Source organism: Photorhabdus sp. RM71S (assembly GCF_042879355.1).
GTDB lineage: Bacteria > Pseudomonadota > Gammaproteobacteria > Enterobacterales > Enterobacteriaceae > Photorhabdus > Photorhabdus kayaii.
Genome location: NZ_JBHFKV010000050.1, coordinates 14,516 through 28,849 on the forward strand (window position 1 = coordinate 14,516; position 14,334 = coordinate 28,849).

General features: G+C 45.3%; 8 protein-coding genes and 1 pseudogene. 3 read left to right on the top strand and 6 right to left on the bottom strand.

All coding sequences use genetic code 11. The annotated features are described in order from the left end of the window. Positions 1-282 precede the first annotated feature (282 nt). Positions 283-1,476 carry a multidrug effflux MFS transporter gene (locus tag ACGF5R_RS19755; protein WP_112879223.1) on the top strand — a complete coding sequence of 398 codons (1,194 nt, stop codon included), beginning with the start codon at positions 283-285 and terminating at the stop codon, positions 1,474-1,476. Positions 1,477-1,484: 8 nt separating this feature from the next. Here the strand turns inward: ACGF5R_RS19755 and malT are convergent, their stop codons facing one another. Continuing rightward, positions 1,485-4,199, bottom strand: a complete 2,715-nt coding sequence (gene malT / locus ACGF5R_RS19760; protein WP_112879230.1) for an HTH-type transcriptional regulator MalT — start codon at positions 4,197-4,199, stop codon at positions 1,485-1,487. Then, entirely contained in the window at positions 4,156-4,284 is a 129-nt protein-coding gene (locus ACGF5R_RS19765; protein ID WP_255566992.1) for a hypothetical protein, read from the bottom strand. Before ACGF5R_RS19765 ends, malT begins: the two co-directional genes overlap by 44 nt. Positions 4,285-4,759: 475 nt before the next feature. Here ACGF5R_RS19765 and malP point away from each other — a divergent pair, with 475 nt between their 5' ends. Then, positions 4,760-7,162 carry a maltodextrin phosphorylase gene (gene malP / locus ACGF5R_RS19770; protein WP_387692331.1) on the top strand — a complete coding sequence of 801 codons (2,403 nt, stop codon included), beginning with the start codon at positions 4,760-4,762 and terminating at the stop codon, positions 7,160-7,162. Between the two features lie 9 nt (positions 7,163-7,171). Then, positions 7,172-9,259 carry a 4-alpha-glucanotransferase gene (malQ, locus tag ACGF5R_RS19775; protein WP_387692333.1) on the top strand — a complete coding sequence of 696 codons (2,088 nt, stop codon included), beginning with the start codon at positions 7,172-7,174 and terminating at the stop codon, positions 9,257-9,259. A gap of 1,942 nt (positions 9,260-11,201) precedes the next feature. Here malQ and ACGF5R_RS19780 read toward each other — a convergent pair. From ACGF5R_RS19780 to ACGF5R_RS19795, 4 genes and pseudogenes are all read right to left on the bottom strand, one after another. Further along, positions 11,202-11,486 carry a PAAR domain-containing protein gene (locus tag ACGF5R_RS19780; RefSeq protein WP_112879231.1) on the bottom strand — a complete coding sequence of 95 codons (285 nt, stop codon included), beginning with the start codon at positions 11,484-11,486 and terminating at the stop codon, positions 11,202-11,204. A 3-nt stretch (positions 11,487-11,489) separates the two neighbouring features. Further along, positions 11,490-12,641 (bottom strand): DUF3396 domain-containing protein, encoded by a 1,152-nt coding sequence (locus ACGF5R_RS19785; RefSeq protein ID WP_112879226.1) that lies wholly within the window; start codon positions 12,639-12,641, stop codon positions 11,490-11,492. Positions 12,642-12,656: 15 nt separating this feature from the next. After that, positions 12,657-14,012, bottom strand: coding sequence for a VRR-NUC domain-containing protein (locus ACGF5R_RS19790; protein ID WP_387692335.1), 1,356 nt, complete (start codon positions 14,010-14,012; stop codon positions 12,657-12,659). Positions 14,013-14,014: 2 nt separating this feature from the next. Next, positions 14,015-14,334 (bottom strand): annotated as a pseudogene (locus tag ACGF5R_RS19795) (type VI secretion system tip protein VgrG); the annotation flags it as partial.

Sequence of the window (14,334 nt, forward strand, 5' to 3'; positions counted from 1 at the left end):
AGCGCGATGTCATTTTTTTGTATTTAAGATTTGAATATTTAAAATACCCACACAAGCTGGTTGGTTTACACCGGTGAATAGCTCGTATAAAGTTCAGACTTTAAAAAAAGTAAAGGGTTCAGTCTGTGCGTGATCCTTGAACATCCCTATCGCTAGCTTGAAATGACTCGCTAGTAGGATCTCTGGTGTATCCAAGCTCTTTGGTAACGCTAAAGAATGAATTCCACTGAGCCTATTCACCAATAAAACCACCACCATTATTGAAATATTAAAAGAACACACATGCAAAATTATATTCTTCTACTACTTAGCTTGGCACTTTTTGGACCTTTGGGTATCGATGTATTCTTGCCTACGGTTCCTGCCATTGCCGAGGATTTTAAAGTTAACAATGAAGTTATTCAGTCAACGATTTCTTTGTTTTTATTAATTATGGGGCTAGGTCAGTTAATCGCTGGGCCACTGGTAGATAAATTCGGCCGTCGGCCAGTAGCCCTAACGGGTATCACCTTATATATCATCGGTTCGGTGATCGCAGCGCTTTCTACTTTTCCCGAAATTTTTATTGCAGCGCGAATTATTCAAGGATGTGCTGTCTGCTGTACCAGTGTCGTCTGCATTAGTGGTGTGCGTGATCGCCTAAACGGTGATGAGGCGGCCAAAGCCTATGGATTTATTAACGGTACGCTAAATATTGTTCCTGCTCTCGCGCCATTACTTGGCGGTATTCTGGCCGAAATGTTCAACTGGAGAGCGCCATTCTGGTTTTTGACTTGCTACTCGGTTATTGCACTACTTATCATTGCCAACTGGCTACCAGAGACGCGTCCCGCTAACACTAAACCAGTTCGCGGGTTACCACTAAAGCAATATTTTCAAATTCTTAGCAATGCCCAGTTTATACATTTTGCCCTAGTTAACGCTGGCATTATGGGAATAGTGGTTACCTATGTGTCATTTGCGCCAACCGTGCTAATGACTGAGGGCCATATTTCACCGCTAGCATTTTCATTGATTTTTGGTGGCAACGGACTCTGGACGATGATCGCTTTCCTAACCGCCAATAAAATTATCCATCGACTTGGCCGCCCTTGCTGCCTGCTGTTAGGGACAATTCTAATGGCACTGGCTAGCCTATCTCTGTTTTCTGGCATGCATCTGCCAACTGTCGCCAGCCAGCACTGGCTAAGCTATATGTTGCCGGTTTCTTTCGCCTGCACAGGTATGGCATTTGTTATGGGACCGGCGACCAGTTATGCACTAGAGCCTTATTCTGACGAAGCCGGTGTCGCTTCTGCACTGATAGGATTCGTCCAGATGGCTGTCGGCTCCACCCTCTCGCTCATTGCTATGGCGCTGCCATTTTCGCTCAAACAGTCACTCGTGTTAGTCATGCTACTCGGTACCACCCTAATCCTGTCGGCACACATACTCAGCCGTAACCTGAAAGGACGGGTAGTTTCGCTAGAATCCTAAAATATCAATCACACACCTAACCCCATCATCTGCATCAGTTGTTGTGCTTGCTGAATCGCCTCCTGGCGATTCGCAATCCCTAGCTTCTGATACAGATTCCGTATATGTGTCTTAATAGTTGTCGTCGCTACATCCAATTCTGCGGCAATTTGATCATTACTGTAGCCTGAGTAAATTAATCCCAACACCTGCCACTCACGCTGTGTAAGCGGACTATTGCGAATAAGCTCAGGAACATCAGGATGTGTTAGCAACTGTGTGACAAAACTTTCATCAAAATGAGCGAATTTATGGCGATGCTGACGGTTGATATCCCGCAAAATGCGCTGCGCCCGATGTAACTCTAGTTCAGACAAGGTATTGAGCTGAATAAGCTGACGTAATTGTTGGGCCATCAACTCACCTTCAATGACAAAATGGCTAATAAATCCAGTACGGTTAGCCAGAGCCAATGCCTCAATGAGTGCATTCTGCGCTTCGCTTTTGCGTCCGATATGCCAGTAAAGCAAGTTATACAACAGTAAATTACGATTCAGATCGCTGATTAACTGCAATTCTCTCGCATGTTGATTCAGTGTATCCAAAATGGACTCAGCCTCATCATACAAACCAAGCAGAATCTGAGCACGAGCAATATTGCGCCACTGCCCCTGATTAAAATGATTACTGACACTTTCTGGTCGCTCAGTCTGTGCCAACCACCGAATAGCGGCATTTTTGTCGTCCATATTCTGCCAAATGATGACTCGCAGTTTGTCAGTATTCGTACGCCAATCTCGATGATACTGCCCATTATTTAGCAGGTTTTCACAACGCGCCAGATAACGGCGGGCATTATCAATATCTCCTCTGGTCAAAGAGCATTTAGCCAACTGGGTTAGACACTGCAACTGCTGTTGAGGTTGGAAGTTAGACAACACTTCCAGCCCACGACGCGCTACATCTTCGGCTTCATCAAGACGAGACCAACACCACAAAAGCTGTGAACGGATACGCAACAAAAATTCATGCATTGGCAACTGCTCCAAATGCTGTTCACGGATCAATTCAAATGCCTTGTTCTGCGTTTCATAAGCCGTCTGCAAATATCCCTGAGCTAATAAAATCTCACTTTGCTGCAACAGCGCCCACAACGCATAGTGATGAACATGGAAACGACGCGCAAGCTGCTCGGTTTGTTGCATCCGCGCTAATGCATCAGCCAACTCACCTCTACAATGTAATACTTCACCTTCCACGGAAGTTGCAACAATACGACTGTATTCATTCTGAGGAAGCAGTGCGGCCAAAGCCTGTTTCGCCAACTTATCGGCCATCTCCGGCTTGCCGCTGTTCATAGCCACCTGAGCCCGTAGCGCATCGAATTCAGCTAGCAGATCCGGCTCTATAGCAATTTGTTTCTGTTGCAGTGCCTGTTCCGCTTGGTTTAACAGTGTATTGACTTCTGAATAACGATGTTGGCTTTGGGCTAGCCAAGCCTGGAGCAGCACCAGACGCGGACTCTCCAATAGCTGCTCATAAGGCAGCGCATTCATACACTCTTCCAACAGAGATAACTCACTGTGGTTAAACAGCGACCAAGCATGCTGCAACAAAATATCGCGTAGCATGGCAGTATCACCCGCCGCCAAGGCATGATGAATCGCCTCGCCCGGATACCCCTGCGCCAACCAACCTTCTGCGGCCGCCCGATGCAACTCCGGCAATTGCAACGCCATTTCCCATTGACAGCGTTGACGTAGAAATGAAGCAAAAAGCGGATGAAAGCGAAACCATTCGCCAGAGTCATCCATACGCTGGATAAACAGCCCCTGACGTTCAGTTTCTTCAAGACGCTGCTGACCATTCTCTTCACCGGTTAGACGAACAATCAAACCGTCATTCATGGAACGTAAGATAGAACTGCGCAACAAAAATTCACGCGTTGAACTATCCACCTGATTGAGTACCTCATCCACCAGATAATCGGAAAGATGGCCGGCGTTAATGCCCGACAAGCGTTTAGCCGACAGTTCAGCGGCATCACACGACTGCCGTGCTGAAAGCGCGATAAGCTGAAGCGCCGTTGCCCAACCCGCGACTTCATTGCATAAGCGCTTACAATCGTCGGCGTCAAGGGATGTGGTTAACCGCTTATCAAAAAATTGCTGCGTTTCTTGATAATCAAAAGCCAGTTGCTGACTGTCAATTTCCAGCAATTGCTCACGCACACGCAGATTAGCTACCCCAAGAGAAGGCAAATTACGCGATAAGATGGTTAACGTCAGATTCTCAGGCTGGTGACGCAGGAAAAACCGCATAGCCTCATGAATAATATTATTTACAATCAGATGGTAATCATCAATCACCAGGAAAATGGGCCGCCGCCACTCACTAAGTTCAATAAATAATTGAGCGAAAAGCGCGGGTAAATTGGCATATTGATGTTTTTGGGCCAACACTTCACTTTTAACACAGTGTCCCTGCGTAGCCTGTTGCAACGCCGCGATAAGATAGCTGGCAAAACGTTCCGGCTGATTATCGCTCTCATCCAAAGAATACCATCCCAAATTATCCTGCCCGGCAGCCCACTGAGAGACCAGTGTGGTTTTACCGTAACCAGCGGGGCTAGTTATTAGCACAAGACGATAGTTAGACGACTCATTCATTCTGATTAACAAACGCTTACGCAAGACCGTATTATTCAGACGAACGGGACGACTCAGTTTTGATGGGATAAGCATTAATTTCCGTAATTTCCGTGCCCAATAAGAAGTAATAAGTGAAACCTGCGCCGGAACCATGAGTGATATTAGTTATACCCGTCATCTTTCAAGTTGCCTCTTTGTTGGCTGCACTCGCTCACCCCGGTCACATAGTTTGCTATGCTCCCAGGGATTCACTCCCTTGCCGTCGCGATGCATCTTGAAATCCATAGGGTATAGATGATTTATTTCACGGTCCGTAATGACGCCATTAATCGGCCCAACCAAATTTAGTGAAATAGATTGCTTTTGCAAATATGTTTACGACCCCTATAGTATTAAGTTGCGCACCCTATCACATTCTTGAACAACAAATTCCATTTTCTACATACAAGTTGTGGAAGCAATTAGCAGATTACCTTATCGATCCACTGGAAAAAAATGAACTCAATTAGGTGCAAAAATGATGCGAAAGAGGGTTATTGGCTACGCCCTTCTACTCCTCCCTGACTAATACCTCTCTAGGATGATGCTTTAGATCCTGAGAGCATTCAGCATAGTGCTTAAACTTTCCTTTTCAGCTACAGGATGAAGACTCCATGCAACAGTCCAGATTAGATAAAGCCCAGTTTCAGGCTGCGCTGACACGTCAATGGCAGCGCTTTGGCCTCGGTTCGGCACAGGAAATGTCCCAGCATCAATGGTGGCAAGCCGTTAGTGCGGCCCTGTCAGAGCTGTTGCCCACATGCCCTGTCATCAATCATTCCGACCAACAACGCCATGTGAACTACATCTCTATGGAGTTTCTGATTGGCCGTTTAACCGCAAACAATCTGCTTAACCTTGGTTGGTATGAAGACGTTCAGGCTTACCTGGCAGAAGAAAATATCATTCTGAGTGATCTTCTGGAACAAGAAACTGACCCCGCTTTAGGTAACGGTGGATTGGGACGGCTTGCCGCCTGTTTTCTTGACTCTATGGCAACCGTCGGTCAGCCGGCAATTGGCTATGGTCTGAATTATCAATACGGCCTGTTCCGCCAATCCTTTGAACAAGGGCAACAAATTGAAGAACCAGACAATTGGGGACGAGAATCTTATCCCTGGTTCCACCACAACACTCAGTTAGATGTTGAGGTGAATTTTGGTGGCGAAGTCGTCATAACCGATGATGGACGCGAAACTTGGGCACCTGAATTTACCTTGGTTGGAGAAGCTTGGGATCTACCGGTCATTGGTTATCGCAATGGTGTTACTCAACCATTACGCCTGTGGCAAGCAACCCATGCTACGCCATTTGATCTCGACAAATTCAACGCCGGGCAGTTTCTGGCAGCAGAACAGCAAGGTGTTGAAGCCGCTAAACTGACAAAAGTTCTCTATCCGAATGATAATCATCAGGAAGGCAAACGCCTGCGTCTGATGCAACAATATTTCCAGTGTGCCTGCTCCGTCGCAGATATTTTGCGTCGCCATCAGCTAGCGGGCCGCAAAATGGAAGATCTGCCTAAGTATGAAGTTATCCAACTTAACGATACCCATCCAACAATTGCCATCCCTGAAATGATGCGCATTCTGCTGGATAAACACCAGATGAGTTGGGAAACGGCTTGGGAGATAACCAGCCATACTTTCGCCTATACCAACCATACCCTGATGCCAGAAGGTTTGGAATGTTGGGACGAGGATCTAGTCAGCCACCTGCTACCACGCCATTACAGCATCATTAAAGAAATTAACTACCGGTTTAAAAAGTTGGTGGACAAAGCCTGGCCCGGCGAGCAAGCCGTATGGGAAAAATTGGCTGTACATTATAACCATCAGATACGCATGGCGAATCTTTGTGTCGTCGCGGGCTTTGCCGTAAACGGGGTAGCAGCGCTGCACTCACAGCTCATCGTTAAGGATCTTTTCCCTGAATACCATCAACTATGGCCGAATAAGTTTCTCAACGTGACAAATGGCGTGACCCCGCGTCGTTGGCTCAAACAGTGTAACCCGGCACTGTCAGGATTGCTTGACCGTACACTTAATCGCGAATGGATTAACGATCTTGATGCCCTTAAAACACTTGAACCCTATGCAGATGACGCCGCTTTCCGCGAAGAGTACCGAGCTATCAAACAAGGCAACAAGATCCTGCTATCCAATTATGTCAATAAAGTGATGGGGCTTAAGCTAGATCCAAACGCCATTTTTGATGTGCAAATTAAACGTTTGCATGAATATAAACGCCAACATCTGAACCTGTTGCATATCCTATCGCTCTATAAACAAATTCAGGAAAACCCGGAACTGGATATCGTGCCACGTGTATTCCTGTTTGGCGCAAAAGCCGCGCCCGGCTACTATTTGGCAAAAAACATTATCTCTGCCATCAATCAGGCAGCGGAGAAAATTAATAACGATCCAATCGTCCGTGATCGCATTAAGATCGCTTTTATCCCCGATTACAAAGTTTCTGTCGCGGAGCTAATGATACCGGCTGCTGATGTTTCAGAACAAATCTCCACAGCCGGCAAAGAAGCTTCCGGTACCGGCAACATGAAACTGGCACTGAATGGCGCACTGACCATCGGAACATTAGATGGGGCGAACGTTGAAATTGCCGAACAGGTAGGAGATGACCATATCTTCATCTTCGGGCATACCGTAGAAGAAGTGAAAGCCTTAAAAGCTGCTGGCTATGATCCACTGAAATTACTCAAGGAAGATCAGCATCTGGACAACATACTCAAGGCACTGGCTAGCGGCGAGTTCAGTTATAGCGATAAGCGAGCATTCGATATGCTGCTACATAGTCTGATTGAAGGTGGAGATCCTTATCTGGCGCTAGCTGATTTTGCCTCCTATTGTGATGCGCATAAACGGATTGATTCCTTGTACCGCGATACTCAACATTGGACACGTAGTGCCATTCTAAATACCGCCCGGATGGGCATGTTCAGCTCTGACCGGACAATCCGTGATTATCAACAACGCATCTGGCAAGCAGAGAGATAAGGAAAAATCATGGAGGAGAAAAGCCTCGATCATTTAGTGACCGAGGCTGGCATTGTCGCCAGCTATATTAATGCTTATGGCAAACCACAAGCGATTCCAACGGAAACCCGACACTACTTGTTGGATGCGATAAGTGAAAACAAACCGGCCAACGCGTCGGTTTCACCCTTACCGACAGTAAAAGTTTTTACTCAAGGCGAGCACTTCACTATCACCCTGAAAGATGAAGAGCACTACCAATGGCAGATACAGACAGAACAAGGAGAGGAATTTCAGGGGCATTGCTGCCATAAACTGGTGCTACCTGATACGCTTGCTCTGGGCTACCATCACCTCACTTTGACACAAGGAAACCAATGCTGGTCCATGCAGATTATCGTGGCGCCCAAACGCTGCTATGAACCAAATGCCCTGCAAAGGAGGGAAAAACTTTGGGGTGCCTGTGTGCAACTCTATACTCTGCGTTCAGAAAACAACTGGGGAATCGGCGATTTTGGCGACCTGAAACACATGCTGAAAGAGGTAGCAGCACGCGGAGGCGCCTTCATTGGGTTGAATCCATTGCATGCACTGCATCCAGCCATGCCAGAAAGCGCCAGCCCCTATAGCCCCTCTTCACGCAACTGGCTTAATGTGATTTACATTGACGTTAATCAGATTGAAGATTTCAAACTCAGTGAAGAGGCACAGCGTTGGTGGCAAGCACCAGAGACTCAACGCACGTTACAGTATTCCCGCAGCACTAAATGGGTGGATTACACCACAGTGATGGCGTTGAAAATAGCAGCACTACGTCTGGCACATCAACAATTCAGTACGCGCCCAGAACATGATTCCCAACAAACCGCTTTCCGCCGATTTGTCATTCAGGGTGGTGAATGTCTCTACTATCAAGCCGCCTATGACGCTCTGCACTGCCAGTTATACGCTAAAGATAGCTCCTGTTGGGGCTGGCCGGTATGGCCGGAAAAGTACCGCGATCCGCACGGTGAAGCCGTACAAACATTTTGCCAATCTCACCCGCAGGAAGTGGAATTTTTCCTCTGGCTACAATGGCTGGCTGATACGCAACTTGCAGACTGCTTTACCCAAAGCCAAACAAGTGGCATGCCGATTGGGCTTTACCGTGATTTGGCCGTTGGCGTAGCCGAAGGCGGATCGGAAACCTGGTGCAACCGGGTTGTCTATTGCACTAAAGCATCAGTGGGAGCACCACCAGATGCTCTTGGACCATTGGGTCAAAACTGGGGCTTACCACCAATGAATCCTCATGTTTTGCAAGCCCAGGCTTACCAACCGTTCATTCAGCTGCTGCGCACTAATATGACCTATTGCGGTGCGCTACGCATTGATCACGTGATGTCGATGCTCAGACTTTGGTGGATTCCCTACGGTGAAACAGCCGACAAAGGAGCATATGTACACTACCCAGTTGATGATCTGATGGCAATTCTGGCACTAGAGAGTCAACGCCATCGCTGTCTGGTTATTGGTGAAGATTTGGGGATTGTACCGGAAGAGATTGTAGGCAAACTGCGCGACAGCGGTGTCTATTCTTATAAAGTGCTCTACTTTGAGCGTCATGGCAATGGAGAATACCGCGCACCTGAGGATTACCCGATACAAGCAATGGCAACCATCACCACCCATGATTTACCGACCTTACGTGGATTTTGGCAAAGCAACGATTTGACACTTGGGGAATCACTCAAACTATACCCTGATAAAGACCTGCTTCAAGGGTTACATACTGACCGTCAAGCTAGCAAACAAGGGTTATTAGAAGGCTTACATCGCTACGGCTGTATCCCGGAACATATCGGTCACATGGCAAAAGAGATAGACATGTCACCGATAATAAACCAAGGGCTACATCGTTATATTGCCCACAGCGCCTGCGCACTACTGGGCCTGCAACCCGAAGATTGGCTGGATATGGATAAACCGGTTAATATTCCAGGTACGGTAATGGAATATCCTAACTGGCGACGTAAATTGAATACCTCTCTGGAAACCCTGTTTGGTGATGATCATGTCAACCAATTGCTGAAAGATGTAGATAAATGTCGTAAAAAAGCGGGAATGGACAGAGGCTAAATGCCGTAATGCCTATTTCCCCTCCGAAGGCATTATCCTGTCCAGTTTAAAGGATGGTTTTAATCCATAAACCATCCTTCATATTGCTGAGTTTTCACCAATGGTAAATACAGGTATTAAGAAAAGCCGTTTTTTGTCTGTCAGTATGGTTTTAAAAGCTAGAAAAGAGGCTAGGCATACCACGAAAAAACAGGTAAAAACTTTAATCATCAAAAGTAAAAAGCAGTGATTAAGGATTTTTTTAAAACGGGTAAAAAATCCGATACCATACTGACATTAGAGGAGAAATCATCAGAAAAAATAGGTTTTAAATTAATTAAATAAGGTGACAAAATGATAGTGTTAACCCAATAACAAGAATATATCATATCAAAACATTTAACAGTATTAACCGCATTAAACCCATTTTCTTAAATAAAAGATTTTACCTGACTGCAACAAGTTTACAAAAAATCAGAGGCTATAATTGTAGAAAACCGAGAGGTATTTAAATTAACCCCAAAAAGCAAAAATGTTTAGCCGCATTAAAAATGATTAAAGAAATTAGCGTTAATCCTAATACCGCTAGCTGATCTGCTACCCTCACTGGTTTTAAACCTAAAAAATCAAATACAGAAAAGGGAGAAACGAGAAAACCTAAATATCAGTTTAATGATTTAATGAAAATAAGGATATTAAATACGGTTAAGAAAATGTAAAAGCCATTAGGTTTACCACAATTAAGCAATAAAAATCATTCGTTATAGCAGGTTTACAATTAAAAATAGGCAACCCATCAGAATGAAAACCACTGTACAAGCTTATCATGTTTTTACATTATTCTTTTTTTACTGATATTTCCCTTTTACCGGTGATTAATCAGCTAAAGATTAAAAAATGGGTATCCCATTAATGCCCGCTTTTTAAACGGTATAGCGTGACTAAAAACAACCTATTCCCTGCTATACCCTATGGATTTCAAGATGCATCGCGACGGCAAGGGAGTAAACCGGTCACATAGTTAACTATGTGACCGGGGTGAACGAGTGTAACCAACAAAGAAGCAACTTGAAAGATAACGGGTATATCACCGCTAGTTTTCACCAATGATAAATACAGGTATTAAGAAAAGCCGTTTTTTGTCTGTCAGTATGGTTTTAAAAGCTGGAAAAGAGGCCAGGCATACCACGAAAAAACAGGTAAAAACTTTAATCATCAAAAGTAAAAAGCAGTGATTAAGGATTTTTTTAAAACGGGTAAAAAATCCGATACCATACTGACATTAGAGGAGAAATCATCAGAAAAAATAGGTTTTAAATTAATTAAATAAGGTGACAAAATGATAGTGTTAACCCAATAACAAGAATATATCATATCAAAACATTTAACAGTATTAACCGCATTAAACCCATTTTATTAAACAAAAGATTTTACCTGACTGCAACAAGTTTACAAAAAATCAGAGGTTATAATTGTAGAAAACCGAGAGGTATTTAAATTAACCCCAAAAAGCAAAAATGTTTAGCCGCATTAAAAATGATTAAAGAAATTAGCGTTAATCCTAATACCGCTAGCTGATCTGCTACCCTCACTGGTTTTAAACCTAAAAAATCAAATACAGAAAAGGGAGAAACGAGAAAACCTAAATATCAGTTTAATGATTTAATGAAAATAAGGATATTAAATACGGTTAAGAAAATGTAAAAGCCATTAGGTTTACCACAATTAAGCAATAAAGACCATTCGTTATAGCAGGTTTACAATTAAAAATAGGCAACCCATCAGAATGAAAACCACTGTACAAGCTTATCATGTTTTTACATTATTCTTTTTTTACTGACATTTCCCTTTTACCGGTGATTAATCAGCTAAGGATTAAAAAATAGGTACCCCATTGATGCCAACTTTTTAAACGGTATAGCGTGACTAAAAACAACCTATTCCCTGCTATACCCTATGGATTTCAAGATGCATCGCGGCGGCAAGGGAGCGAATCCCCGGGAGCATAGCGAACTATGTAACCGGGGTGAGTGAATGCCGCCAACAAAGAGGCAACTTGAAAGATAACGGGTATAGAATCTTCCGCAATAACGCCGATCTTTTTACAGGCGGGACAAAACACCGGGTCACCTTTACAGACAACCGATAGTTGTTGGTTTACCAAACCGGAACCATTTAAAACATCGCCTCCGGTCGTTGTGGTATCACCTTTCAGGATAATTTTTTTTCCTTCCACTACACTTCGCATCATTTACTCCGTTATATTTTCCGTTTCTCGTATTAAATGCCATACGGTTGTGCCCGTCTCTGCACCTTCAACATCAAAAGCCATCGTCCCCTGAGCAAAGAAGTACTGCTTATCAGGCAAGCTATCGGTTTGCCAGATCCCGCTGACCAGAGCAGGATGGTCACCTCTCATAGGGGTCACATTCAGCGGTCCTCGGTCATAACGGGCATACCAGGCCAGGGTGGAAGTTGAATTAAAATGACCTTCACCATAGAAGTGCAATGAATGGCCTTCACGAGGTATCACCCGTATCGGACGTATCAATTGGTTAATAGCAAAATAACTCTCCGGGACACTGCCCGGTAGCGGCGTTAAATCCGGGTATTGACCAGCGCGGATCATCAGACCATTGGAATAAGGCGTAATCAACACATCCGGGTAGCGGTGGCGGGCCAGCATATGACGTATCCATAATTCCCCCCCCAACCGTTCTACAAAGCGTTTGGACAGTAAGGTGATCCAGTTAATGCCACGGATGGAATTTCCATACTGTAATTTAGCTGTGTGCACTGCGGAGTTCACTTGCAGGGAAGGGTAACGTTGCGCCAGTTGGTACTCTAAGGGAAAGTAGTCATAGAAGTCATTGGGTAATACCAGACAGTAGCCACAGTCACCACTGTCCGGTTCGAGTTGTTCACACAGAAAGTCCAGCCAGGCCATAAATCGGGTCATGCCCTCTTGTTCTTTCAGATAATTCCAAGGAAGTGTCAGGCTTAGGTAAGAAATGCCGTTATCACCGCTTATTTCCCGGGAATCCAGGTAACGCATCAGATAATGAGGTGCCTCATCTTCATTTTTGGCATCACTGACGACCCAACCACAAAACTGGTTTTTTTTCTGATTAAGAATACCCTCTTCCACTTTGGCAATATTTTCCGGGGAATATTTTTTTAACCCTTTCAATTCATGACGGTGAAAACGCAGGTGAGTACCGAACTCTTCGCGAAAACGACGATAACAGGCCAGAATGCGTTGCTTTTTCTCTGGGGTGTAGCCCCGTTTAAAAAACAGGGTAATTGAGAGACCCAGACGGGAAACAGTTAGCCCATCGGCATTGAGAAAAAGAAAAGAGGTCAGTTGTGATCTCAGTTGGGCAAAGTAATCTGAAGTTTCCATCATTTTCTCCATTAATTATGAGACAGTGACAAATGTCACACTCGCCAATATTGCCAGGACGGCAGCTAACGCAGCGGCGCTGGCCGCTGCGGCAACAGCTAAAATTTCCACCAGTGCAATCAGTGCAGCAGCAACGGCAACGGTGACCAGGACAACAACGGCAACTTCGGCAATAATCACAACTACTTCCAGCATGCCTTCCCCCACCTCTTTTAATATTTGCATCCAGCTAATGTTTTTTAGCTCTTCCAGGGTGATATCTGAGCCCTGTTGCACAGTCTGCCATCGGGCTTTTATCTCATTCTCCGTCCAGGTCACGATTTTCCCCGTTTGTTCATTAACCCAGGAAAACGCGTAGCTGACTTGATGAGTGACCGGATCAATAATCTCTTCACACACCCACTTGCCGGCTTGATTGAACCATGCTCCAAACTGAGCAAGGAGTTCGCGGGTACTGTCACGGACATAATTCAATCCGTTTTCGGTCAGACCCGCCACCTCCTGCCCGAGGACAACCCAGTCTTCATAGCTCGGTAAGAAAGACCAACGGGAAGTGCTAAGCAGCGGTGGATTTTTTGTCAGGGGTTGCGGAATGGTCCCCGGTACCCCCTCTGCGGGAAGAGCGGGTAAAGCTTTATCATCAGGCGGTGAACCGGGCGGCAGCGGTGCCAGTGGTATGGGATTTTTATAGTGTTGAGAACCGGGTTGATAATGTTTTCGCCACGCTTCATCGTACTGTTTTTGCTCCTCAGAGCGATTATCGTCAACACGCATCACCCCAAAGCGATCTTCGGTCGCAATCTGGATATAATCAGTTTGTTGTCCCTGAGTTAGATCATCCCCCGGAAATTTCACCTCAATCAACATTTTCAAATTATCAGGGTGCACAGAACCATCGAAGTAGGTGGCATTTCTGCCCGGCCAACGGAGTGCCTCATCTTTAACCAAAATAATATCGGGGCGACGGATACCAACAACCCCAAATTTCTCCGCGTCTTCGGCAGAAGGCCGGGCAAATGGGTTACTGGATTGCGGTAAATTATCACTATAACGCTGCTTAGAGATTTGACTGGTTGCCAGCATGGGTAAAGGCACTGCCTCTTCTCTGATAGCAAACACCACTTCTGCTTTATAAGGCCATAAAAAGTCATGTTTAAGTTCTTCAACCTTAATCAATCCACTCATAATAATTTGATTAAGAAAGCGAATAGCGCCCAGCTTGGTGATAATCATTGCGGGCAAACGCAGAGCATACTCAGCTTTTTCCGCCAGATAACAGGGGTCTTCATCGGCGGGAAAGACCCCTATTTCCATCGTGCAATTAATTGAGGTCACGGCCGGGCACATTTTACCGCTGTTGGATATTGTCATACTTATTTCTCCGTAAATTCCATCACATACTCTACCTGCGTGTTACCACTGGCACGGTATAAGGTTTGCTTCGGTTTCGGTGGGGTTTCCGGTGAACTCAGTTGCAGATTTTCTTCTGCCTCACTCTGTACCGTCATCGTTCTGCCCAGCACATCGGTTTTACCGGACAGGGTCTGACCGCCAGCGGTGGTAATGGTATAGGGGGTATGCGCCAGTGGTTTACCGCTCCGTTCACTGAGCAGGGTATAGCGGGCGGAGTAGTCAAACAGCGCACCGGCGGATTTCTTGCCGGCGATATGGTCGGTCATAGTGATGCTGACGC